Below are 24,396 nucleotides of genomic sequence, written 5' to 3' on the forward strand. Positions count from 1 at the left end.
CACCGATGCCGGCATGCCCGACGCGGCGGCCGACGATGCCGATTGGGCCGCTGCGGCCCGGCAACTGCTGGTCCAGGCCGACGCGCGGCTGTGCAAGCGCTTCGACCAGGGCGAGGACATCGACCGCCTGCTGGCGCTGCGCGCGCGCGCGCTGGACCAGCTGATCAAGCATGCCTGGAACCGCTGCCTGCCGCGCGACGCCGGACTGGCGCTTTTTGCGGTCGGCGGCTACGGCCGCGGCGAGTTGTTCCCGCGCTCGGACATCGACCTGCTGGTGCTCGGCGAACCCGAGCGCCAGCGCGCGCACGAGCAGGCGCTGGCGCGGCTGTTCGCGCTGCTCTGGCACGCCGGCGTGCCGGTGAGCCATGCGGTGCGTTCGGCCGCGCAATGCACCACCGCCTGCGCCGACCAGACCGTGCTGACCGCGCTGATCGAGGCGCGCCCGCTGCTCGCCGATGCCGCCGCGCGGGCGGCGCTGGCCGCGGCGATCGCGCCGCAGAAGGTGTGGACGCCGCGCGCGTTCTTCCTGGCCAAGCGCGAGGAACTGCAGACCCGCCACCAGCGTTTCGGCGACACCGCCGACAACCTGGAGCCAGACATCAAGGACGGCCCGGGCGGCCTGCGCGACCTGCACACGCTGGGCTGGATGGCGCTGCGCGCGTTCGGCGTGCGCGATCTGGAAGCGCTGGTCGGGCTGGGCCACGTCGGCCACGACGAGGCCGATGCGCTGGCGCGCGAACGCAAGGCGCTGGCACGGCTGCGCTTCGGCCTGCATCTGGTCGCCGGGCGCCCGGAGGAGCGGCTGCGTTTCGACTACCAGAAGGCGTTGGCGCAGCGCCTGGGCTATGTCGACGACCCGGAGAGCCTGGGCGTGGAGAAGATGATGCAGCGCTTCTATCGCAGTGCGGCGATGATCCGGCGCATCAGCGACCGCCTGCTGCAGCGCTTCGAGGAACAGTTCGACGGCGAGGCGCAGCCGCAGCCGCTGGGCGCCGGCTTCTCGCTGCGCCGCGGTTACCTGGCCGCCGATGCCGAGACCTGGCCGCAGGCCGATCCGGTGCAGGTGTTCGGGCTGTTCGCGATCTGGGCCGCGCATGGCGAGGTGCGCGGCCTGCATTCGCTGACCGCGCGCGCGCTGGCCGAGGCGCTGCCGCAGTTGCCCGCCTACGACAGCGCCAGCGCGCTGGCGCGCGAGCGGTTCCTGGCGCTGCTGCGCGGCCCGCGCGCGGTGCAGACGCTGACCCGGATGGCGCGGCTGGGCGTGCTCGGGCAATGGATCCCGGCGTTCGCGCAGGTCTCCGGGCGCATGCAGTTCGACCTGTTCCATGTGTACACGGTGGACCAGCACACGCTGATGGTGCTGAAGAACATCGCGGTGTTCGCCAGCGCCCGCGCCGACGACCGTTTCTCGATCGCGCACGAGGTGTGGCCGCGGCTGCGCAAGCCGGAGCTGCTGCTGCTGGCCGGGCTGTTCCACGACATCGCCAAGGGCCGCGGCGGCGACCATTCCGAACTCGGCGCGGTGGATGCGCGCGCGTTCTGCGCCGGCCACGGACTCAGCGCGGCCGATACCGAACTGGTGGTGTGGCTGGTCGAGCAGCACCTGCGCATGTCGGTGACCGCGCAGAAGCAGGACATCTCCGATGCGGACGTGATCCACCGCTTCGCCACCCTGGTCGGCGACCGCGAGCGCCTGGATTACCTGTATCTGCTGACCTGCGCCGACATCGCCGGCACCAGCCCCAAGCTGTGGAACGCGTGGAAGGACCGGTTGCTGGCCGACCTGTATTTCGCCGCGCGGCGCGCGCTGCGCGAAGGCCTGGAGCATCCGCTGCCGGTCGCCGAACGGGTGCAGGAAGCGCGCGAGGCCACCCGCGCGCTGATGCATCTCCAGGGACACGACGACGCCGTCATCGACCGCCAGTTCGCCGGCATGCCGGACGAGAGCTTCCTGCGCTTCCGCCCCGAGCAACTGGCCTGGCAGGCCAGTTCGCTGATGGAAGTGGAACTGGGCGGCACCCTGGTCAAGGTGCGCCCGGTCACCCCCGACGACGACGCGCTGGAAGTGTTCGTGTATTCGCCGGACCGCGACGGCCTGTTCGCCGCCATCGTGATGACCCTGGACCGGCTCGGCTACGGCATCCACCGCGCCCGCGTGCTCGACGCGCCGCACGCGGCGATCTTCGATACCTTCGAGGTGATGCCGGCCGATGCCTTCGCCAGCGGCGACACCGCGCAGCTGGAAGCGGCGCTGCGCGAGGCGCTGGCCGGCGACCTGACCCGGCTGCGCCCGGCGCGGCGCGTGGTGCCGCGGCAGCTGCGCCATTTCCGCTTCGCGCCGCGCATCGAATTCCGCGAGAGCGTGGACGGCCGCCGCACCCGCCTGAGCCTGGTCGCGCCGGACCGGCCCGGGCTGCTGTCGAACGTGGCGCAGGTGCTGCGCCGCCAGCAGCTGCGCGTGCACGACGCGCGCATCGCCACCTTCGGCGAGCGCGCCGAGGACGTGTTCCAGATCACCGACGAGCACAACCTGCCGTTGCCCGACGCCTCCCGCCAGGCGCTGCACGCCGCACTGCAGGCCTGTCTGGACCCCGATACCCCGCCTGGAGAATCCCGCTAATGGCCACCAAGAAGCCTGCCGCCGGCAAGAAGCCTGCCGCCAAGACCGCTGCCGCCAGCAAGACCGCTGCGAAGAAGACCGAGGTCAGGAAGACCGCCGTCACCAGCGCTGCCGCCAAGCCGGTGGCCGCGCCGAAATCGCCGGCCAAGCCGGTGCGCGCCAAGCCGGCCGCCGGCCCCGGCGCCGACGAGCTGAAGTTCACCATCGACAGTGCCTTCGAGCGCCGCGCCGCACTGACCCTGGACGAGATCGAGGGCTCGACCAAGCCGGTGGTCAACCGCGTCATCGATGGCCTGGAAGCGGGCGAGTTCCGCGTCGCCGAGCCGGACGGGCACGGCGGCTGGAAGGTCAACGAGTGGCTGAAGAAGGCGGTGCTGCTGTATTTCCGGGTCAATGAGATGGCCGTGGTCGAGGCGCAGCCGGCGCCGTTCTGGGACAAGGTCGAATCGCGCTTCGCCGGCTATCACGAGGCCGACTTCCGCAAGGCCGGCGTGCGCGTGGTGCCGGGCGCGATCGCCCGCCGCGGCAGCTATTTCGGCAAGGACGTGGTGCTGATGCCGAGCTTCACCAACATCGGGGCGCACGTGGGCGAGGGCACCATGGTCGATACCTGGGCCACGGTCGGGTCGTGCGCGCAGATCGGCAAGCATTGCCACCTGTCCGGCGGCGCCGGCATCGGCGGCGTGCTCGAACCGCTGCAGGCCGGCCCGACCATCATCGAGGACCACTGCTTCGTCGGCGCGCGTTCGGAAGTGGTGGAGGGCGTGGTGGTCGGCCACCACAGCGTGATCGGCATGGGCGTGTTCATCGGCCAGAGCACGCGCATCTACAACCGCGCCACCGGCGAGGTCTCCTACGGCTACGTGCCGCCGTACAGCGTAGTGGTGTCCGGCCAGCTGCCGTCCAAGGACGGCTCGCACTCGCTGTACTGCGCGGTGATCGTCAAGCAGGTCGATGCCAGGACCCGCAGCAAGACCAGCGTCAACGACCTGCTGCGCGGCCTGGCCGATTGAGCATTTCCTTCCCCCTCCGGGGGAAGGTGGCGCGCAGCGCCGGATGAGGGTACGAGCGCAGCCTCGCGCATCCAAACTCCGCGAGACGCTTCGCGCCGGACCCTCACCCCAACCCCTCTCCCGGAGGGAGAGGGGCTTTATTCGCTTGATGGGACACTTCCGATGACGACGCTGTACGGACTGAAGAACTGCGATACCTGCAAGAAGGCGACGAAATGGCTGGACCGCTTCGGCGTGGCCCATGCGTTCGTCGATTACCGCGAACACAAGCCGAGTCCGGAGACCCTGCTCGCATGGGCCGGCAAGGCCGGCGGTTTCGATGCGCTGGTCAACAAGTCCTCGACCACCTGGCGGCAGCTGCCGGACAACAGGAAGACGCCGGGGTCCGAGGCCGAATGGAAGCTGCTGCTGCGCGAATATCCGCAATTGATCCGCCGGCCGGTGGTCGTGACCGACGACGGGCAACTCAGCCAGGGCTTCTCGGACAACGGCTTCAAGCAGCGCTTCGGCGTAGGCTGAGCCGGTGGCGCGGCTCCTCGCTTCCTGTCGGAGCGGCCCCGGGTGGCCTCGGGCCATCGGCTGCGACCGTACTGCTTCGGACTTCACCGAAACCCGGATCAAGCGCAGTTGCCGGCATGCCTGGCACCCTCCGTTCCTGTCGCGGCCGAAGCCGCTCCTACCGTGATTCCCCGCCATGTCCGACGTCGTCGACCTCACCTGTGACCTGATCGCCCGCCCGTCGCTGACCCCCGACGATGCCGGCTGCCAGGACCTGATCGCGCAGCGGCTGGCGCGCGCCGGCTTCGCCATCGAGCGGCTGCGCTTCGGCCAGGTCGACAACCTGTGGGCCACGCACGGCAGCGGCGCGCCGGTGCTGGCGCTGCTCGGCCATACCGACGTGGTGCCGCCCGGGCCGCGCGAAGCCTGGGCCAGCGATCCGTTCGTGCCGCAGATCCGCGACGGCGTGCTGTACGGCCGCGGCGCGGCCGACATGAAGAGCGGGGTGGCCGCGTTCGTGGTCGCCGCCGAGCAGTTCGTCGCCGCGCAGCCGCAGCACCCCGGCACGCTGGCGCTGCTGCTGACCTCCGACGAGGAGGGCGACGCGCTGGACGGCGTGCGCAAGGTCGCCGAGACCTTCCGCGCGCGCGGCGAGCGCATCGACTGGTGCATCACCGGCGAGCCTTCGTCCAGCGAGCGGCTCGGCGACCTGTTGCGCGTCGGCCGCCGCGGCAGCCTGTCGGCCACGCTCGCGGTGCAGGGCGTGCAGGGGCACGTGGCGTATCCGCACAAGGCGCGCAACCCGATCCACCTCGCCGCGCCGGCGCTGGCGGAGCTGGTCGCGCGGCATTGGGACGACGGCTACGAGAGCTTCCCGCCGACCAGCCTGCAGATCTCCAACGTGCATGCCGGTACCGGCGCCAACAACGTGATCCCCGGCGACCTGCAGGTGGCCTTCAACCTGCGCTACAACCCGCACTGGGACGCGCCGCGGCTGGAAGCGGAGATCGCCGCGCTGCTCGACCGCCACGGCCTGGACTGCACGCTGCGCTGGCATCGCAGCGGCGAGCCGTTCTACACCCCGGAAGGGCGCCTGCGCAGCATCGCGCGCGAGGTGCTGGGCGAGGTCGCCGGCGCGGCGCCGGAAGAGAGCACCGGCGGCGGCACCTCCGATGCGCGCTTCATCGCCTCGCTGGGCGCGCAATGCATCGAGGTCGGCCCGGTCAACGCCAGCATCCACCAGGTGGACGAGCACGTGCGCGTCGCCGACCTGGAGGCGCTGCCGGCGCTGTACCTGCGCCTGATCGAACGGTTGCTGTCGTAACAGTTGCGCCGTTGCGCCGGCCGGGTTACGTTCGCCGCATGACCTCGCTGTCCGCCTTCCGCCCGATCCACGCCAACGGCCGCAATAATGCGCTGGCGAATAATCGTGCGCGGCCGATGCGGGTCTGCGACTAGGCGCTACCGAAACACCACGCCCAGTCTCCAGAAAACCCGCATCGGCCGATGCGGGTTTTTTTTTGTGAGATTTTCGCTGCATCGCGGTGCCGGCCGGCAACCGCTCCAGACCCCCACACACCATCCAGGAGCTTTTCCATGTGTTCGATCTTCGGCATCTTCGGCCTGCAACCGGGCGACGACCTGCAGGCGCTGCGCCGGCAGGCGCTGGACTGCTCGCAGCGGCAGCGCCATCGCGGTCCGGACTGGAGCGGCGTGTATGTCGACGACGGTGCGATCCTGGTGCATGAGCGCCTGGCCATCGTCGATCCGGCCGGCGGCTCGCAGCCGTTGCTGTCCGCAGACGGCCAGCTGGCGCTGGCGGTCAACGGCGAGATCTACAACCACCGCGAACTGAAGAAGCAGCTGACCCAGCCGTACGCGTTCCAGACCGGGTCGGATTGCGAGGTGATCAACGCGCTGTACCGCGAGCAGACGCCGGCCGCGCTGCTCAACCGGCTCAACGGCATCTTCGCCTTCGCGCTGTGGGACAAGGCCGCCGGACGCGTGCTGATCGCGCGCGATCCGATGGGCGTGTGCCCGCTGTACTGGGGCCACGACACCCAGGGCCGGCTGCGCGTGGCCTCGGAGATGAAGTCGCTGGCCGACAGCTGCGCCGACGTCGCCCAGTTCCCGCCGGGCCATTACTACGACAGCGCCAGCGGCGAACTGCAGCAGTATTACCGCAAGCCGTGGCGCGACTACGACGCCGTGCAGGGCGTACAGGTCGGCAAGCAGGAACTGCGCGAGGCGTTCGAGCGCGCCGTGCACCGCCAGCTGATGACCGACGTGCCGTACGGCGTGCTGCTGTCCGGCGGGCTGGATTCCTCGCTGGTCGCGGCGGTGGCGGCGCGCTTCGCGCGCAAGCGCATCGAGGACAACGACGAGGCCGAGGCCTGGTGGCCACGCCTGCATTCGTTCGCGATCGGCCTGAAGGGCTCGCCCGACCTGGCCGCCGCGGCGATCGCCGCCGAGGCGCTGGGCACCGTGCACCACGGCTTCGAATACACCTTCGAGGAAGGCCTGGACGCGTTGCCGGAAGTGATCCGGCACATCGAGACCTACGACGTCACCACCATCCGCGCGTCCACGCCGATGTTCCTGCTGGCGCGGCGGATCAAGGCGATGGGGGTGAAGATGGTGCTGTCCGGCGAGGGCAGCGACGAGATCTTCGGCGGCTACCTGTACTTCCACAAGGCGCCGAACGCGCGCGAATTCCACGAGGAGCTGATCCGCAAGCTCGACGCGCTCTACAACTACGACTGCCTGCGCGCCAACAAGTCGATGATGGCCTGGGGCGTGGAGCCGCGGGTGCCGTTCCTGGACGTGGAGTTCCTGGACGTGGCGATGCGCATGGACGCGCAGTACAAGATGATCGACAAGACCAGCAGCGGCGCGATCCGCATGGAAAAAGGCGTGCTGCGCGAGGCCTTCGAAGGCTACCTGCCCGAGTCGATCCTGTGGCGGCAGAAGGAGCAGTTCAGCGACGGCGTCGGCTACGGCTGGATCGACGGGCTCAAGGCGCATGCGCAGGCGCAGGTCAGCGACCGCGAACTGGCCGCGGCCGACAAGCGCTTCCCGGCCAACCCGCCGCAGACCAAGGAAGCCTATTACTACCGCACGCTGTTCGAGCGCGCGTTCCCCACGCCGGCCGCGGCCGAGACCGTGCCCGGCGGCAAGTCGATCGCCTGCTCCTCGCCGGCGGCGATCGCCTGGGATGCGAGCTTCGCGACGATGGCCGATCCGTCCGGCCGCGCGGTGGCCGGGGTCCACGAACAGGCGCTGGGGGCGTGACAGGCGCGTGCCGCTGGCGGTCTGCCGGCGGCACGCAACGCATTGGGCCGTGGCACTGACGACCGCGACCAACGTCACGATAGCGACCACGTTGTGGGAGCGACTTCAGTCGCGACGGGCGTTACCGGTAGTGCCCGTCGCGACTGAAGTCGCTCCCACAAGTGTCCCTGTTCGGATAGGTGAAGCGATCCCTGCCGCACGTTGCCGCGCACGTCCGTGGCGTTACCACGCAGCGCCTACTCGAAACGCATGCAGCGCCCGTAGCGCTCCGGCTGGATGTCCACGCCGGAGGCGTCGGCCTGGTTGTTCTTGCGCCACAGGTTCTGGCGGAAGTCCGCGCCGCTGCAGTTGGCGGCGCGGTCCACGCCGATCGTGTAGGTGTAGGGATTGCCCTGGAAGGTGTTGTTCTCGAAGGTGTTGTCCTGGCTCATGCTGTTGTCCCAGCACAGGATCTCCGGAGTGCGCTGGCGGATCGAGCAGGCCAGGTAGATGCCTGAGCCCTTGTTGCCGGTGAACTGGTTGCCGACGAACAGGTTGCGCCGCGCATCGGCCAGGTACACGCCCTGGCTGCCGTTGCGCTCCAGGCGGTTGTTGCGGATCTCGCTGTCTTCCAGATGCTCGGTGGTGATGCCGGCGGCGACGTTGTCGTGGATGTAGTTGTCGATCAGCCTGACCTTGGAAGTGCGGTTGAACGACACGCCGTCCCAGATCGCGCCGGACACGTCGTTGCGCTCGATCAGCAGGTCGCGGCTGTCGTACTCGCTGAGCAGGCAGGCGCTGCGGCACTTGCTCACGCGCAGCCCGGACAGGCGGATGTTCTGGCCGGCGCGCACCACCACCAGGCTGTTGCTCAGGTACGGGCGCTCGGGCATGAACTCCTTGTCCGCGCTGCCGCCGACGATCTGCAGTTGCTCGATGCTCACGTCGCGGATCGGTCGCTGCGGGCGCTCGTTCTGGTAGTCGCCGACCACGATGACCGGCTGCTGCACGCCATCCTGCATGCGCAGCACGGTGGCATCGCCCTGGCCGCGCAGGCGCAGGCCGTCGCGCTGGATCGACAGCAGCTTGGTCACGTGGAAGTCGCCGGCGGTCAGGCACACCGTGGCCGGCTTGCCGTCGTTGGGCACGCGGTCCACCGCGGCCTGCAGGTCGTCGCCCGGCTCGGCGCGCACGCTGCAGTCGGTGGCGGCGGCCGCGGGCGCGGCGGCCGTGGCGCAGCCGCTCGACAGGCAGGCGGCGAGCGGCAACAACAGGGCGAGCAGGGGATGGGCATTCATCGGATACAGGCTCCGCTTGGGGGAGGGAGGGGGAGGACCGCAGGCGCCACGCGCTGGCCGCGGCGGCAGGTCGGATCGCGTGGTGCGCATCAGCGCGACAAGGGCCTCATTGTCGCGCAGGTGGCCGTAATGTCAGCGTGTAGCGGGCCGGACCGGGCAGGAACGGCGAGGCGCGGCCCTGCACCCAGTCGTCGTGGCCGGCGCCCCAGAACGGCGACAGCGGATGCTCGCTCTGGCCGCCGGGCATGTGCGCGATGCCGTCGGCCTCGTGGCCGGGCGCGACCACCATGCGCTCGGAGGCGCCGAAGTCCGGACGCTGCACCCGCGGCATGTCGTTGTCGCCGGGCAAGGCCTCGGTCGGCATGCACAGCCAGCGCCGCAACCCTTCCGGCAGCGAGCGCGCCAGCGGATGGCAGATCGCGGCGGTGTTCTGTTCGCCCCAACGGCGCTGCGGCAACGGCGCGTGCTGGTTGGGTTGGTCGCGGACCTCGGCGGCGGCGTCCTCCAGCAAGGCCTGCCAGCTGCCGTAGCGGCGCGGCAGCAAGTGCGGCGGTTGCTGCTGCAGCATCGGCCAGGCCACCGCTTCCAGCTGCGGCAGCGGCGGCATGGCGTCATCGGCGCCGAGTTCTGCGCGCGCCGGGGCGATCAGGCCGTCGCGGATCCGGGTCAGCAGCGCCAGGCGCCAGGCGCGCACCAGCCGGTAACTCACCGAGTCGGTGCTGGCGCGGCCTTCCCAGTGCTGGCTGGCCTGCGCCAGCGCATGCAGCGCTGGCGTCGCGGCACCGCCGTCGCGTTGCTGCAGCAGCGTCCACCAGCGTTGCAGCAGCAGCGCGCGGTCGTCGAGCTGGATCGCCAGCAATTGGCGCTCGTCCAGTTGCGGATGCAGGCGCAGGTCGTTGCGGATCTGCTGCGCGCGCGCGCCCAGCGCATAGCCGCCATCGCCGAGCACGGCCAACTCATCGCCGCCGACGACGCGCGCATTGGCGGTCCACAGTTGTCCGTCGGCCGGATCGATCCGCTGCGGCGAATGCGCAGTGGAGACCGGCCAGGGCGCGCAGCGCTGCGCTGCCGGCACCGCCGCGCTGACGTCATGGACCAGCGCGTCGCTGCGGCAATTGGGTCCGCGCAGCGGCAGCGCGCCGAGCACGCGCCAGCCGATGTGCCCGGCACTGTCGGCCAGCACCAGGTTCTGCGCCGGGGTGGCGATGTGCTGCGCGCTGGCGAAGGCGCTGGCGAAGGCGCTGGCGAGGGAATCGGCGCGGGCCAGGTCGGCCAGGCCCAGGTTCAGCGCGCCGGGCAGTTGCGCCACCCAGCGTTGCGCCAGCGCGGTGCCGTCCGGCTCGTGCTGCAGGATCGGGCCATAGACGGTGTCTTCCACGTCCAGCGCGACGTCCAGGCCGCCGGCCACCTTGATCCTTTCGCGGTGATGAACGACCGCGGTGCAGCCGGGCTGCGGCGTGGCCGCGCACGGCGTCAACCGGTACCAGTCGCTGGTGTCGGCGTAGCTGTTGGTGAAGCCCCAGGCGACGTGGCCGTTGCTGCCGACGATCACCGCCGGCAGGCCCGGCAGCGAAAAGCCGGTGACGTCCACGCGGCCGCCCGGCGCCTGCGCGTCGGCGTAGCGCAGGCGCACCCGGAACCACAGGCTGGGCGCGCCCAGCTGCAGATGCATGTCGTTGGCGACGATGGCGCGGCCGTCGGCGCTGCGGCTGCCGGCAATCGCCCAGTTGTTGCTGCCCGGTGCGGCATGGTCCGCGGTGTCGGCATCGCGCGGGGCGTCGGGCAGGCTGCGCAGATCGACCTGGCTGGCGTCGGGCAGCGTGGCGTCGCCGCGCGCCTGCGCATCCAGCGGCGCGTCCCAACTGCTGCCGTCGTGGCGCAGCAGCGCGAACAGCGGCGCCGGCAAGTGCTGTTGCAGGCGGTACAGCGACAGCTCGCGGCCGAGTTGGCGGCCTTGCAGATCGAAATACATCGCGTCGCCGGCCAGTACCGAGTCCACCGGTTGCCAGTCGCACGGCGCCTTGACCAGCAGCAGGTAGGGCCACGGCCGCACCCGCAGCGCATGCAGGCCGCGGTTGACGCCGGCGCTGTAGGCCTGCAGCGCCGCGGCATGGCTGCCGCCGAAACTGGCCAGTTGCGCGGCGGCGTGCGCGCGCAGGCGGTGCATGCGGCGTTGCCTGTCCACCCCGAGCGTGGCGTTGCCGACCAGGTCCGACAGTTCGCCGGCCGCGGCGCGGCGCATCAGGTCCATCTGGAAGTAGCGTTCCTGCGCATGCACGTAGCCGAGCGCACGCATCGCATCGGCCTCGTTGCCGGCGTCGATGGTGACCGTGCCCTGCGCGTCGCGCTGGATCCGCACCGGCGCCGCCAGCCCGTCCAGATCCCCCTGGCCGTCGAGCGTGGCCAGGCTGCCGCGCAGCAGCAGCCATGTCGCCAGCAGCAGGCCGATCGCCAGCATCGCCAGCCACAACGCTCCGCGTCTCCACTTGCTGCGCATCCATCCATCTCCGCCGGGCGATCCTGGATTCTAGACGCGACTGCGTGTCGCTCTGATGCAACAGTCGCCCGCAGTCGCGCCCGGTTGGGCCAGGGTCAGCTTCGATCGCGAAGGTGGTCGCGTACGCCCCCGATGGAATCGGGATGCTAATGATTCCGATTGGAACGCGGCCCGCGCGGCTCGGGCACTATGGCGGCCTTAGACGCTACGGAGCCTGCCCCATGAAGGGACATCCTGAAGTTGTGCAATGCCTCAAGGACCTGCTGCGCGGCGAACTCGCTGCGCGCGATCAATATTTCATCCACTCGCGGCGCTACGAGGATCAGGGCCTGCAGGCGCTGTACGCGCGCATCAACCACGAGATGGAAGAGGAGACCGAGCACGCCGACGCGCTGCTGCGGCGCATCCTGTTCCTGGAAGGCGACCCGGACATGCGCCCGCATGCGTTCGAGCCCGGGCGCACGGTCGAGGAGATGCTGGAAAAAGACCTGCAGGTCGAATATGAAGTGCGCGCGAACCTGGCCGCCGGCATGAAGCTGTGCGAGGAGCACGGCGACTACGTCAGCCGCGACATCCTGCTCAAGCAGCTGCAGGACACCGAAGAAGACCACGCCTGGTGGCTGGAACAGCAACTGGGCCTGATCAAGCGGCTGGGCATGGCGCTGTACCAGACCTCGAAGATCGGCGGCAGTGGGGTGGGGGAGTAACTGGCGGGACTCGGGACTCGGGACTCGGGACTCGGGAGAGCCTACCGCTGATTGCCGATGTATGGCGAGGCAAAAAAATCGGCCCGAAAGGGCCGATTTGCTGTTTGCTGTTGCGAGTCCCCAGTCCCCAGTCCCGAGTCCCGAGTCCCGAGTCCCGAGTCCCGGCCCCACCTCACTCCACCGCCAGGTCGTCCACCTTCTGCCACCCGCGCGGCAGCAGTCCGCCGCGGCTGGCGCGCACGCCGAGGTAGGCGTCCAGGTCCTTGAACGACAGCGACATGGTGCGCTGGCCGCTCTTCACCAGCAGCGTGTTGCCCGGCGCGACCGCGGCGATCGCCACCACCCGCTCGGTGCCGAGCTTGGCCTTGGGGATGTCGATGATCTTGTTGCCCTTGCCCTTGTCCAGCTCGGGCAGGTCGGCGATCGGGAACGCCAGCAGGTGGCCGGCACTGGTCACCGCGACGATGCGGTCGGTTTGCAGATTGCTCACCGACGCCGGCGGCAGCACCTTGGCGTTCGGGGTCAGGTTGAGCATCGCCTTGCCGGCCTTGTTGCGGCTGGTCAGGTTCTCGAAGCGGGTGACGAAGCCGTAGCCGTGCGAGGACGCCAGCACCAGCCGGCTGTCGTTGTCGCCGCTGGCCATGGCCTGGAACGACGCGCCGGAGGCCGGCGAGAAACGCCCGGTCAGCGGCTCGCCGTTGCCGCGCGCCGACGGCAGCGAATGCGCCAGGGTGGAGTAGGCGCGGCCTTCCGAATCCAGGAACGCCACCTGCTGCGTGCTGCGCCCGCGCACCGCGGCCAGCAGGCTGTCGCCGTCGCGGTAGGACAGGCCGGCCGGGTCCACGTCGTGGCCCTTGGCCGCGCGGATCCAGCCCTTCTCCGACATCACGATGGTCATCGGCTCGCTCGGCACCAGTTCGGTCTCGTCGATCGCCTGCGCCGCGCCGCGCTGCACCAGCGGCGAGCGCCGCGCGTCGCCGAACTTCTTGGCGTCGGCGACCAGCTCGTCCTTGATCATCTTCTTCAGCTTGGTCTTGCTGGCCAGCACCGCCTGCAGCTGTTCGCGCTCCTTGGCCAGCGCGTTTTGCTCGCCGCGGATCTTCATCTCTTCCAGCCGCGCCAGCTGGCGCAGGCGGGTTTCCAGGATGTAGTCGGCCTGTTCCTCGCTGAGCGCGAAGCGCGCGATCAGCGCCGGCTTGGGCTCGTCCTCGCTGCGGATGATGCGGATCACTTCGTCCAGGTTGAGGAACGCGACCAGCAGGCCGTCCAACAGGTGCAGGCGCCGCTCGACCTTCTCCAGCCGATGGTTGAGCCGGCGCACCACGGTGTCGCTGCGGAAGCGCAGCCACTCCTCCAGCAAGGTCTTGAGGTTCTTGACCTGCGGGCGGCCGTCCAGGCCGATCACGTTGAGGTTGACCCGGTAGCTGCGCTCCAGGTCGGTGGTGGCGAACAGGTGGCCCATCAGCTGCTCGGCGTCGACCCGGTTGGAGCGCGGCACCAGCACCACCCGCACCGGGTTGGCGTGGTCGGACTCGTCGCGGATGTCTTCCAGCCACGGCAGCTTCTTGACGCGCATCTGCTGCGCGATCTGCTCGATCACCTTCGACGGCGACACCTGGTAGGGCAGCGCGGTGACCACGATGTTGGCGTGTTCCTTCTGGAACGTGGCGCGCGCGCGCACGCTGCCGTGGCCGGTCTCGTAGATCGCGCGCAGGTCGGCGGCCGGGGTGATGATCTCGGCGGTGGTCGGGTAGTCCGGGCCGCGCACGTGTTCGCACAGGTCGGCGACGCTGGCGTCGGGATCGTCGAGCAGGCGGATCAGCGCGCTGACGATCTCGTTGAGGTTGTGCGGCGGCACGTCGGTGGCCATGCCCACGGCGATGCCGGTGGTACCGTTGAGCAGCAGGTGTGGCAGCCGCGCCGGCATCCAGGTCGGCTCGTCCATGGTGCCGTCGAAGTTCGGCGACCAGTCCACCGTGCCCTGGCCGAGCTCGCCGAGCAGCACTTCGGCGATCGGGGTCAGCTTGGATTCGGTGTAGCGCATCGCCGCGAACGACTTCGGGTCGTCGGTGGAGCCGAAGTTGCCCTGGCCCTCGATCAGCGGGTAGCGGTAGGAGAACGGCTGCGCCATCAGCACCAGCGCCTCGTAGCAGGCGCTGTCGCCATGCGGGTGGTATTTGCCGATCACGTCGCCGACGGTGCGCGCGGACTTCTTCGGCTTGGCCGTCGCGTTCAGGCCCAGCTCGCTCATCGCGTAGATGATGCGCCGCTGCACCGGTTTCAGGCCGTCGCCGAGGAACGGCAGGGCGCGGTCCAGCACCACGTACATGGAGTAGTCGAGGTAGGCGCGTTCGGCGTATTCGCGCAGCGGCAGCTGTTCGAAACCATGGAAGGCGGGGCGGGCGAGGTCGGTCATGCGCAGGAAATACCTATAGGGGAACGCGGCGGCGGGCGCCGCAGGTCAGCCGGTCGATTATCCGGATGCGGCCGGCGATGCCAAGCCGCGCGTCGCGCCGGCGCGACCGGCCGCGGCCAGATAACGCGCCGGCGGACTGCCGAAATGGGCGCGGAAGGCGGTGACGAAGGCGCTGGGGCTGCTGTAGCCGAGCCGATGCGCGGTGTCGGCGACGCTGGCGCCGTCGTTCAGCTGCCGCAGCGCCTCGGCCAGCCGCGCCTGCTGCCGCCAGCCGGCGAAGCTGAGCCCGGTTTCCTCGCGGAAATGCCGGCTCAGGCTGCGCGGCGACAGCCCGGCCCAGTGCGCCCACTGCGCCAGCGAGCGGCCATCGGCAGGGGTGGCGAGCAATTGCGCGGCGATGCGCAGCAGGCGCCGGTCGCTGGGAATCGGCAGGTGCAGGCGTTCGATCGGCGCCTGGCGCAATTCGTCCAGCAGCACCGCGCAGATCCGCTGCTGGTCCGCATCCAGGGTCTGCGGCATGCCCCACGCGGCCACCCGCAGCAGCAGTTCGCGCAGCAGGCCGTTCATGCCGATCACGCACGGACGATCGGCCAGGTCCGCGCAGGCCGCCGGGTGGACCAGCAGCACATGGATACGCAGCGGCCCGGAGATCTGCACCGTATGCAGTTCCTGCGGCGGCATCCAGCCGGCGCAACCGGGCGGCAGCGTCCAGTGGCCATGCTCGGTGCGGGTGCCGAGCAACCCCTCTTCCACGCAGATCATCTGCCCGCGGACATGACGGTGCCAGTCCACCTCGTGTTCCAGCGCGAGCGGGGTCTGCGCCAGGAACGCCAGCAGCGGCGGACCTTCGGCCTGGTCGAACCATTCGGCGATGCGCGGATCGTACAGGTCGGCGGTTGCGCCATGGTGCGGCGGGGGGAGAGGCACGGATGGCCGGATTTCGATATCCATTGTCCCGATTGTAATACTGAGCCAGGCTCCGGCGCCGCTAGAGTGGCGGCGCGCCAGCGTTGCACTGCTGCAACGCAGTATTTACTTATTTATGGGATATTTTCTTGACATATATTTCTAAATGAAAATAATTGGCGCCCATGAACTGCGCTCCCTCCCTCCCTGGTCCGCCCTCGTTCGGCCTGCTGCTGCGGCAGGTGCGCGACGGGCTGATGCGCCGCCTGGACGCCTCCATGACCGAACTCCAGCTCGGCCTGGGCTTCAGCCACTACATCGGCATGAAGGCGCTGGCATACATGTCGCCCTGCACCGCCAACGAGTTGGCCCAGGCCATCGACCAGAACCCCAGCGCGGTCACCCGCCTGCTGGACAAGTTCCAGGACCTGGGCTGGGTACGCCGTGAAGCGCATGCGCAGGACCGCCGCGCGCTGCAGATCGTGCTCACCGACGAGGGCCGCGCGCTGTGGCAGCAGCTCAGGCAGCGCGGCGACGAGGCCATCGCCAGCGCGCTGCGCGACCTCTCGGCCGACGAGCGCGAACACCTCACATCGCTGTTGACCCGCGTCCGCGACTCCCTCAATTCGCCATGATTCCGCTTATGAACCTCTCCGCTTCGTCCCATCGCCTGCGCCCGTTCGCGGCCGCGGCACTCACCCTGGCGCTGGCCGCCTGCGCCAGCAGCCGTGGCCTGGAACCGCAGGGCCGCCGGCTCGATGCCGACCGGCAATTGCAGGCCGGCAAGACCCTGGCCGCCGACCAGCTGGCGCCGGCCGCCTGGCCGCAGCAGGACTGGTGGAAGGCGCTGGGCGACCCGCAGCTCGACGCGCTGATCGCCGAGGCGCTGCAGGGCACGCCGAACCTGGAGGCGGCCGACGCGCGGCTGCGCCTGGCGCAGGCGCAGGCCGGCGCGGCCAATGCCGACCGCGGCGCCAAGCTGTCGCTGTCGGCCGGCTATACCGGCCTGCAACTGCCCAAGGGACTGGCCGGCGACGAGATCGGCGGCAAGTACATCCACAACGAGCAGGCGCTGCTGGACTTCAGCTACGGCTTCGACCTGTGGGGCGGCAAGCGCGCGGCCTGGGAAGCGGCGGTGGACCAGGCGCATGCGGCGCAGGTCGATGCGCAGGCCGCGCGCCTGGACCTGTCGGCCGGCGTGGCCCGCGCCTATGCGCAGCTCGGCTACGCCTGGCGCCTGTACGACCTGGCCGGCGAAGAGCTGGCGCGCTCGGACAACAGCCTGAAGCTGGTGCGGCAGCGGGTCGGCGCCGGCATCGACAGCAACCTGCAGCTGCGCCAGGCCGAGGCGCGGGTGCCGGCCGCGCGCCAGCAGCAGCAGGCGGCGCAGCAGCAGATCGACGAGGCGCGTACCGCGCTGGCGGCGCTGCTCGGCCGCGGCCCGGATCGCGGGCTTGAGATCGAGCGCCCGCGGCCGCTCGATCCGGTGGCGGTGCAATTGCCGTCGGTGCTGCCCAGCGATCTGCTAGGGCGCCGCCCGGACGTGGTCGCCGCGCGCTGGCGGGTCGAGGCGGCGTCGCAGAGCATTGGCGCGGCCAAGGCGCAGTTCTATCCGAGCATCAACCTGCTCGCGCTCGGCGGCGTCGCCGCGACCAATCCCGCCGACCTGTTCAAGGGCGACGCCCTGCTCGGCGTGTTCGCGCCGAGCCTGAGCCTGCCGTTGTTCGACAGCGGCCGCCTGCGCAGCCAGCTGGCCGAGCGCGATGCGCAATACGACCTGGCGGTGGCCACTTACAACCAGGCGCTGGTGGCGGCGCTGCGCGAGGTCGCCGATCAGGTCAGCGCGGCGCGTTCGCTGGCGCAGCAGGCGCAACAGCAGGCGCAGGCGGTGGGCACCGCGCAGGCCGCCTTCGACCTGGCGCAGCAGCGCTACCGCGCCGGCATCGGCAACTACCTGGACGTGCTGAGCGTGCAGCAGCAGTTGCTCGAGGCGCAGCAGCGCCTGGCCTCGCTGCAGTCCAACCAGATCCTGGTGTCGGTGCGCCTGAACCAGGCGCTGGGCGGCGGCTACGACGCCACCTCCGCCGCCGACGCGCCGTCGACCTCCTCCGCTTCCACGCATTCCTGAGACCGCTGCAATGAATCAGACAACGACTCCCGATTCCTCCGCTCCCGCCCCGAGCCGGCGCGGCATGCTGCTGCGCGGCCTGGCCGTGCTGGTGGTGCTGGTGCTGATCGCGCTGGCGATCTGGTACTTCGTCTCCGGCCGCTGGCACGAAGACACCGACGACGCCTACGTGCAGGGCAACCTGGTGCAGATCACGCCGATGGTGGCCGGTACCGTGGTCAGCATCGGCGCCGACGACGGCATGCGCGTGGAGCGCGGCCAGTTGCTGGTCAAGCTCGATCCGGCCGACACCCAGGTCGCGCTGCAGCAGGCCGAGGCCAATCTGGCGCGCACCGTGCGCCAGGTGCGCGGCCTGTTCCGCAGCGTGCAAGGCGCGCAGGCCGAGCTGTCGTCGCAGCAGGTGACCCTGCAGCGCGCCCGCGCCGACGTCGCCCGCCGCAGCAGCCTGGTCGCCACCGGCGCGATCTCCGCCGAGGAACTGGCGCATGCGCGCGACCAGCTGGCCGCCGCCGAGGCCGCGGTCAGCGGTTCGCGCGAGACGGTGGAGCGCAACCGCGCGCTGATCGACGACAACGGCGTGGCCCACCAGCCCGACGTGCAGGCCGCCGCCGCGCAGGTGCGCCAGGCGTTCCTCAACAATGCCCGCAGCGCGATCGTCGCGCCGGTGTCCGGCTACGTCGCGCGGCGCTCGGTGCAGGTCGGCCAGCGCGTGCAGCCCGGCACCGCGCTGATGGCGGTGGTGCCGCTGGAGCAGGTGTGGGTGGACGCCAACTTCAAGGAAACCCAGCTCAAGCACATGCGCCTGGGCCAGCCGGTGGAACTGGAGTCGGACCTGTACGGCGGCGCGGTGCGCTACCAGGGCACGGTGCAGAGCCTGGGCCTGGGCACCGGTAGCGCGTTCTCGCTGCTGCCGGCGCAGAACGCCAGCGGCAACTGGATCAAGATCGTGCAGCGCGTGCCGGTGCGCATCGCCATCGATCCCAAGCAGCTGGCGCAGAATCCGCTGCGCATCGGCCTGTCGATGAAGGTGGACGTGAACCTGCACCAGCAGGGCGGCGGCGTGCTGCCGAGCAAGTTCGCCACCGGCACGCTGCTGGATACCGACGTCTATGCGCAGCAGCTGGGCCAGGCCGACGAGGCCATCGCGCAGATCATCCACGCCAACCTGCCCGACGCCGCCAAGGCGAACTGAGTCCGGCCATGTCCAACCAAGCTGCCACTCCTGCCGCGCCCGGCGCTCCGGGCGCACCGGCCGCCGCGTTCCGCCCGCCCAGCGTGGCGTTGTGCACGGTGGGCCTGGCGATGGCCTCGTTCATGCAGGTGCTCGATACCACCATCGCCAACGTCTCGTTGCCGACCATCGCCGGCAACCTCGGCGCCAGTTCGCAGCAGGCGACCTGGGTCATCACCTCGTTCGCGGTCAGCAATGCGATCGCGCTGCCGCTGACCGGCTTTTTGAGCCGGCGCTTCGGCGAGACCAAGCTGTTCGTGTGGGCCACGCTGTCCTTCACCATTGCCTCGCTGCTGTGCGGCCTGGCGCAGAGCATGGGCATGCTGGTGGTGTCGCGCGCGATCCAGGGCTTCGTGTGCGGGCCGATGTACCCGATCACGCAGAGCCTGCTGGTGTCGATCTACCCGCGCGAGAAACGCGGGCAGGCGCTGGCGCTGCTGGCGATGATCACCGTGGTCGCGCCGATCGCCGGCCCGATCCTGGGCGGCTGGATCACCGACAACTACAGCTGGGAATGGATCTTCCTGATCAACGTGCCGCTGGGCATCATCGCCGCGATCGTGGTCGGCTCGCAGCTGCGCGGCCGTCCGGAACCGACCGAGCGCCCGCGCATGGACTACGTCGGCCTGATCACGCTGGTCATCGGCGTCGGCTGCCTGCAGCTGGTGCTGGACCTGGGCAACGACGAGGACTGGTTCAGCTCGGACAAGATCGTGGTACTGGCCGCGATCTCGGCGGTGGCGCTGGCGGTGTTCCTGATCTGGGAACTGACCGACAAGGATCCGATCGTCAACCTGCGCCTGTTCCGCCACCGCAACTTCCGCGCCGGCACCATGGCGCTGATCGTGGCCTACGCCGCGTTCTTCAGCGTCTCGCTGCTGATCCCGCAGTGGCTGCAGCGCGACATGGGCTACACCGCGATCTGGGCCGGCCTGGCCACCGCGCCGATCGGCATCCTGCCGGTACTGATGACGCCGTTCGTCGGCAAGTACGCCTCGCGCTTCGACCTGCGCATGCTGGCCAGCATCGCCTTCATCTTCATGGCCACCACCAGCTTCATGCGTTCGGACTTCAGTCTGCAGGTCGATTTCGCCCACGTGGCCGGGGTGCAGTTGCTGATGGGCGTGGGCGTGGCGCTGTTCTTCATGCCGGTGCTGCAGATCCTGCTGTCGGACCTGGACGGGCGCGAGATCGCGGCCGGTTCCGGCCTGGCCACGTTCCTGCGCACGCTGGGCGGCAGCTTCGCCGCCTCGCTGACCACCTACCTGTGGGCCAAGCGCACGCAACTGCACCACGCCCACCTCACCGAGCACATCTCCACGTATACGCCGGGGATGCAGGAACAGGTGCAGGCGATGGGGCAGGGCGATCTGCAGAACGGGGCCGCGTTCCTCAACAACACCATCAACCACCAGGCCTCGCAGATGGGCTTCAACGACATCTTCTACCTGCTGGGCTGGACGTTCCTGGGCATCATCTTCTTCCTGTGGCTGGCCAAGCCGCCGTTCGCGGGCGGCGGCGGAGCGGCCGCGGCGGGCGGTCACTGAGTCCGCCGCGCCGGCAACGACGAAACCCCGCCGCGCGCGGGGTTGCGTTTGTGCGGCGGCGGCAGGCGCGCTTGCCGCCGCGGCGAGCGGCGGACCAGAATGCCGCTCCCTCGCAAGCATCGGCAGGTTCGGACATGCAGCGTTTTCTGCGCGCCTTGTGGTCCCGCTCGGATTCCTCGCGGCCGCGCCGCGGCGCTGCACGCGCCCGGCAGTGTGCAGCGCTGCTGCTGTGCCTCGGCGCCCTCGGCGTCGGCGGCGCGCAGGCCGAGCCGAACGTGGCGGCGATCACCCCGACCGACCGCCTGCACGAAGCCTGGTGGGCGCAGCGCCACCAGCAGGTGCTGGCGCAGGCGCGCGCGCATGCGGACACGCCGCTGCTGCTGATCGGCGACTCGATCACCCACAACTACGACAAGGCCAATGCGCCGGACGAGGATTTCCAGCCGACCTGGCAGACCTTCTACGGCCGCCGCGGCGCGCTGAACCTGGGTTTCAGCGGCGATGCCACCGAGCACGTGCTGTGGCGGCTGCAGCACGGCGAAGTGGACGGCCTGCGGCCCAAGGTCGCGATGCTGCTGATCGGCACCAACAACACCGGCCACGAGCGGCAGAGCGCCGCCGACACCGTGCTCGGCATCGACGCGGTGGTGGCGACCCTGGAGCAGCGCCTGCCGGCCACGCGCATCCTGCTGCTCGGCCTGCTGCCCAGCGCCGGATCGGCGCAGAAGCGCGCGCGCGACGCCGAGGTCAACCGCGCCCTGGCGGTGCGCTACGGCGACAATCCGCGGGTGGCCTACCTCGATATCGGCGCGATCTTCCTCGAGCACGGCGCGCTCGACCAGAGCCTGTTCTACGATCCGCGGCTGCATCCGCCAGGCGATGCCCTGCACCCGGACACGCGCGGCCAGCGGCGCATGGCCGAGGCGATCGAGCCGACCCTGGCGCGCCTGCTCGGCGAACCGCCGCGGCTGCCCTTGGCGGCGATGACGCAGGCCAATACCGCGATCATCCCGGTGCCGTGGCTGGAGCAGGATTCCTATGACTGGTACGCGCGCCACCACGCGGCGCTGGAGGCGGCGCGCCGGGTGCAGCCCGAGGTGGTGATGATCGGCGATTCCATCACCCACTTCTGGGCCGGGCCGCCGCAGGCCACCCGGGTCGGCGGCGCGCAGGCCTGGCAGCGCACCTTCGGCGCGTCCAGGGTGCTGAACCTGGGCTTCGGCTGGGATCGCACCCAGAACGTGCTGTGGCGGCTGCGGCAGGGCGAAGTGGACGGGTTGGCGCCGCGCTGGGTGGTGATCAACATCGGCACCAACAACCTCACCGGCACCGAGAACGCGCGGGCCAGCACGCCGCAGGAAGCGGCCGATGGCGTGGCCGCGGTGGTCGCCGAGGTGCGCCAGCGGCTGCCGCGCAGCAGGATCGTGCTGATGGGCATCCTGCCGCGCGGCTTCGCCGCCGACGCGCCGCTGCGCGCCCCGATCGCGCAGACCAACCGCCTGCTGGCCGCGCGTTTCGGCCACGATCCGGCGGTGCGCTGGCTGGACATCGGCGCACGCTTCCTGCAGCCCGACGGCAGCCTGCCGCAGGCGCTGATGCCCGACAGCACCCATCCCAGCGAGGAGGGCTACCGGATCTGGGGCGAAGCGCTGCGCGAGATCGGCGTCGGCGGTTGAAACGCGCTGCCGCGGTTACTGCCGGGCCACTGCAGCACCTGTATGAGCGGCTTCAGCCGCGACAGGAACTTGCCGAAGGTGGCTGTCGCGGCTGAAGCCGCTCCTGCAGGGGATGCCCGCCGGCGCATGCCGCGGTGCGCTCAGCCCTTGTCCGGCTTGAGCAGCTCCAGCACCGCTTCGCGGCGCCGTGCGGGCAGGTTGCGGTAGCGGGTCAGCAGCGCCTGCTCGTGCGGGTCGTGCGCCTGCAGCGCGTAGTCGGCCGGCAGGTCGTGCACGCGCGCGCCGCTCTGGCCGTGGCCGCAGATCAGTTCGTCCAGCGAGCGCTTGAGTACGCCGCGCAGGTTCGGCAACAGGCGAAAGCTCGGGGTCTCGCGATCGTTCTCCCATGCCGACACCGACGACTTGGTCACGCCCAGCGCGAAGCCCAATTGTTCCTGGGTGAGCCCGGCGGCTTTCCTGGCTTCGCGCAACCGGTCGCCGAAGCTTTTCATCGCGGTGGGCCTTGCAGTTACGGGGCCTACCAAGATATGGAGCATCCGTAACCTTGTCGTACAGCCATGCTTGACTCTAGATGTTCGGGAATCCGATACTTTGGCGGTGCGGGCCGCGCTGACGCGTGAGCGCACGCACGCCGGACACGGACGACCGAGGAATGCATGGTATTTCGCCTATTTTCCATTGCCGTTGCAGCGACAGCGCAGCGGCGCCCCATGGCGTTTCGCCAGGCGGGCCAGGCCGCCGCGCGCGCGCGGCGCGCAGCCGCAGACGCGGCGGAGGATGGGGCATGGCCACCTACGAAGTGAAGCTGCGGCGCGTGGCGCAGCTGGAGCCGGCGCTGTGCGTGCTGGTCCACGCCGCCAACGCGTATCTGGCCGCGCGCGCGGCCGAGCGCCACAACCCGGGCTACCGGGCGTACATGGTGGCGGTGTGGGTGGACGGCGTGCGCGTGGACATCGGCGCGTTCCGCCGGCCGGATCGCTAGTGCGTGTCATCAGGTTCCCGATTAGGTCGTGTTGGGTGTGCCGGGTCGCCAGCCGGCGCTGCGTGGTGCAGCGCCTGACAGGTATGGCGCGCGCAAGAAGCCATGCTCTGCGCGGTCCTTCCGCGGCACGGGTGTCGCACCGCCGCCGTGCAGTGACTTTCGCCACATGACCGCGCGCAGCGCTTGCGGCGAGCCTGCATCGATTCCCCGAGGCGACTTCATCGATGCGCAGGTCCTGGCCGTTTCTCCTGTTGCTGCTGTCTGCTTTCGGTGCGCCTGCGCAGGCCGAAGCTGCCGGCGAAGTCGGCAAGCACGGCCATCGTCCGCAGCTGTCCTCGCGACAGTGCGGTCTGGGCACGCCGTTCAACGTGCTTGCCGACAGCGGCGGTATCTGGCTGTACCGCACCGGCGGGTCGCCACGCGAGATCTTCTTCCACGGCGGCGCACTGAGCGTCGACCACACGTTGCAGCAGATCAGCGCCGGCGATGCGCAACGGCTGCAGGAAATGGAGAGGGACATTCGCGTGCTGATGCCGCAGGTTGCCGAGATCGCGCATGCTGCGGTCGATCTCAGCTACGACGCGCTCGGCGGGGTCGTCGAGGTGCTGACCGGCAGTTGGCTCAACGCGCGCAAGATCGAGCGGCTGCGCAAGCGCGCGAACGCTTACGTCGATGGCACGCTCGGCAAGGGGCGCTGGGAGCAGGATGCGTTCGGCGGCAACTTCGGCAAGTACGTCGAAGTCGAAGCCGAGGCGTTCAAGGGCAGCATCGCGCGGCACATGCTGTGGCAGATCGCCACCGGCCGCGCGGATGCAATAGACGCACGCGCCGCCAGGATGGACGGTGCATTGGATGCCAGGCTCGATGCGCAAGGCGAGGCGATCGAAGCCAAGGCCGAGGGGGTGTGCAGCACCGTGGCGAAACTCCGCCGATTGCAGGACGCACTGGAGTTCCGCTACCAGGACCAGCCGCTGCGAATGCTCGCGCCGGCGCAGGACGATGGGTCCGGTGCTGGCATCGATGTCGCCGCCGATGCCGGGCGCGGGCCCGGTGGTGGCGACAAGCCGCGCAGCGACGCGATCGGCCTGCCTTCGGTTCCATTGCGCTAGAAGCCGAAGGGCGCGCGTGTTCGGCCGGCGCGTCATCGCGCCAGCCGGGACAGGCGCGCCGCATCGGCCAGCCTGACGGGCCGGGCATGGCGTCGTGCGCGGGATGGGGCGAGGCGAGTGCCGCGTCGTCTTCGATGTTTCGCTGCGCTCGCGACTGGCCGCGCCCGGCGGCGGCCTTCGCTGCCTGCCTGCGCCGTGGCTGCCGCCAGAAACGAAACAACCCGCTTTCGCGGGTTTTCCAGTAGCCCTGCGGACTTCCTCGGGAAGTCCGTAGAGCCGGATGTGGTGCCCAGGAGAGGACTCGAACCTCCACGGTTTTACCCGCTAGTACCTGAAACTAGTGCGTCTACCAATTCCGCCACCTGGGCAATTCAGGCGCGAAATTCTGCTGGCGCCGCCGGATGCTGTCAAGCGCGCCGAGGCAGTGGCTTGCGGCACCCAGGCAGCGTCGATCGCTGGTCGCAGCGCTGGTCGTCGAGGGGCCGCAGCAGCGAGAAT

General features: G+C 70.0%; 18 protein-coding genes and 1 tRNA gene. 13 read left to right on the plus strand and 6 right to left on the minus strand.

All coding sequences use genetic code 11. The features are described from left to right. Window positions 1–13: 13 nt before the first annotated feature. The 5 genes from NRY95_08420 to asnB all read left to right on the plus strand — a co-directional run bounded on the left by NRY95_08420 (window position 14) and on the right by asnB (window position 7,422). A complete protein-coding gene (locus tag NRY95_08420) occupies window positions 14–2,620 on the plus strand; it encodes a [protein-PII] uridylyltransferase (protein ID UYC18537.1) in 2,607 nt (868 codons plus the stop codon). Further along, complete coding sequence (dapD, locus tag NRY95_08425) at window positions 2,620–3,633, plus strand: 2,3,4,5-tetrahydropyridine-2,6-dicarboxylate N-succinyltransferase (protein UYC17964.1); 1,014 nt, start codon at window positions 2,620–2,622, stop codon at window positions 3,631–3,633. Before NRY95_08420 ends, dapD begins: the two co-directional genes overlap by 1 nt. 162 nt (window positions 3,634–3,795) lie before the next feature. Continuing rightward, window positions 3,796–4,152: an arsenate reductase gene (locus NRY95_08430; GenBank protein ID UYC17965.1), complete on the plus strand. Its 357-nt coding sequence runs from the start codon at window positions 3,796–3,798 to the stop codon at window positions 4,150–4,152. A gap of 175 nt (window positions 4,153–4,327) precedes the next feature. Next, window positions 4,328–5,455, plus strand: coding sequence for a succinyl-diaminopimelate desuccinylase (dapE, locus tag NRY95_08435; GenBank protein ID UYC17966.1), 1,128 nt, complete (start codon window positions 4,328–4,330; stop codon window positions 5,453–5,455). A 272-nt stretch (window positions 5,456–5,727) separates the two neighbouring features. Continuing rightward, window positions 5,728–7,422 carry an asparagine synthase B gene (asnB, locus tag NRY95_08440; GenBank protein ID UYC17967.1) on the plus strand — a complete coding sequence of 565 codons (1,695 nt, stop codon included), beginning with the start codon at window positions 5,728–5,730 and terminating at the stop codon, window positions 7,420–7,422. A 236-nt stretch (window positions 7,423–7,658) separates the two neighbouring features. Here the strand turns inward: asnB and NRY95_08445 are convergent, their stop codons facing one another. Then, complete coding sequence (locus NRY95_08445) at window positions 7,659–8,699, minus strand: right-handed parallel beta-helix repeat-containing protein (GenBank protein UYC17968.1); 1,041 nt, start codon at window positions 8,697–8,699, stop codon at window positions 7,659–7,661. A 106-nt stretch (window positions 8,700–8,805) separates the two neighbouring features. Continuing rightward, window positions 8,806–11,196: a penicillin acylase family protein gene (locus NRY95_08450; GenBank protein UYC17969.1), complete on the minus strand. Its 2,391-nt coding sequence runs from the start codon at window positions 11,194–11,196 to the stop codon at window positions 8,806–8,808. Between the two features lie 221 nt (window positions 11,197–11,417). Between NRY95_08450 and bfr the strand changes: the two genes are divergently transcribed. Further along, window positions 11,418–11,903: a bacterioferritin gene (gene bfr, locus NRY95_08455; GenBank protein ID UYC17970.1), complete on the plus strand. Its 486-nt coding sequence runs from the start codon at window positions 11,418–11,420 to the stop codon at window positions 11,901–11,903. Between the two features lie 172 nt (window positions 11,904–12,075). Here bfr and parC read toward each other — a convergent pair whose 3' ends face one another. After that, window positions 12,076–14,319, minus strand: a complete 2,244-nt coding sequence (parC, locus tag NRY95_08460; protein UYC17971.1) for a DNA topoisomerase IV subunit A — start codon at window positions 14,317–14,319, stop codon at window positions 12,076–12,078. Window positions 14,320–14,376: 57 nt separating this feature from the next. Further along, the gene (locus NRY95_08465; protein UYC17972.1) at window positions 14,377–15,270 is read right to left on the minus strand and encodes a helix-turn-helix transcriptional regulator; all 894 of its coding nucleotides are present in this window, start codon (window positions 15,268–15,270) and stop codon (window positions 14,377–14,379) included. 140 nt (window positions 15,271–15,410) lie between these two features. On the opposite strand from NRY95_08465, the gene NRY95_08470 reads away from it, so the two are divergent. The 5 genes from NRY95_08470 (at window position 15,411) to NRY95_08490 (ending at window position 21,807) form a co-directional block, all read left to right on the plus strand. Next, complete coding sequence (locus NRY95_08470; protein ID UYC17973.1) at window positions 15,411–15,860, plus strand: MarR family transcriptional regulator; 450 nt, start codon at window positions 15,411–15,413, stop codon at window positions 15,858–15,860. 8 nt (window positions 15,861–15,868) lie between these two features. Next, window positions 15,869–17,353, plus strand: coding sequence for an efflux transporter outer membrane subunit (locus NRY95_08475; protein UYC17974.1), 1,485 nt, complete (start codon window positions 15,869–15,871; stop codon window positions 17,351–17,353). 10 nt (window positions 17,354–17,363) lie between these two features. Continuing rightward, the gene (locus NRY95_08480) at window positions 17,364–18,545 is read left to right on the plus strand and encodes an efflux RND transporter periplasmic adaptor subunit (GenBank protein UYC17975.1); all 1,182 of its coding nucleotides are present in this window, start codon (window positions 17,364–17,366) and stop codon (window positions 18,543–18,545) included. A gap of 8 nt (window positions 18,546–18,553) precedes the next feature. Next, window positions 18,554–20,131 (plus strand): DHA2 family efflux MFS transporter permease subunit, encoded by a 1,578-nt coding sequence (locus NRY95_08485; protein ID UYC17976.1) that lies wholly within the window; start codon window positions 18,554–18,556, stop codon window positions 20,129–20,131. A 134-nt stretch (window positions 20,132–20,265) separates the two neighbouring features. Next, the gene (locus NRY95_08490) at window positions 20,266–21,807 is read left to right on the plus strand and encodes a GDSL-type esterase/lipase family protein (protein UYC17977.1); all 1,542 of its coding nucleotides are present in this window, start codon (window positions 20,266–20,268) and stop codon (window positions 21,805–21,807) included. A 140-nt stretch (window positions 21,808–21,947) separates the two neighbouring features. On the opposite strand, the gene NRY95_08495 is transcribed toward NRY95_08490, so the two are convergent. Next, window positions 21,948–22,298, minus strand: a complete 351-nt coding sequence (locus NRY95_08495) for a helix-turn-helix domain-containing protein (protein ID UYC17978.1) — start codon at window positions 22,296–22,298, stop codon at window positions 21,948–21,950. Window positions 22,299–22,591: 293 nt separating this feature from the next. Here NRY95_08495 and NRY95_08500 point away from each other — a divergent pair, with 293 nt between their 5' ends. Next, window positions 22,592–22,789 (plus strand): hypothetical protein, encoded by a 198-nt coding sequence (locus NRY95_08500; GenBank protein ID UYC17979.1) that lies wholly within the window; start codon window positions 22,592–22,594, stop codon window positions 22,787–22,789. 224 nt (window positions 22,790–23,013) lie between these two features. Then, the gene (locus tag NRY95_08505) at window positions 23,014–23,898 is read left to right on the plus strand and encodes a YggN family protein (protein ID UYC17980.1); all 885 of its coding nucleotides are present in this window, start codon (window positions 23,014–23,016) and stop codon (window positions 23,896–23,898) included. Between the two features lie 283 nt (window positions 23,899–24,181). Here the strand turns inward: NRY95_08505 and NRY95_08510 are convergent. After that, a tRNA-Leu gene (locus NRY95_08510) sits at window positions 24,182–24,266 on the minus strand. Window positions 24,267–24,396 lie beyond the last annotated feature (130 nt).

The organism is Xanthomonas campestris pv. phormiicola, assembly GCA_025666215.1.
Taxonomy (GTDB): domain Bacteria; phylum Pseudomonadota; class Gammaproteobacteria; order Xanthomonadales; family Xanthomonadaceae; genus Xanthomonas_A; species Xanthomonas_A campestris_A.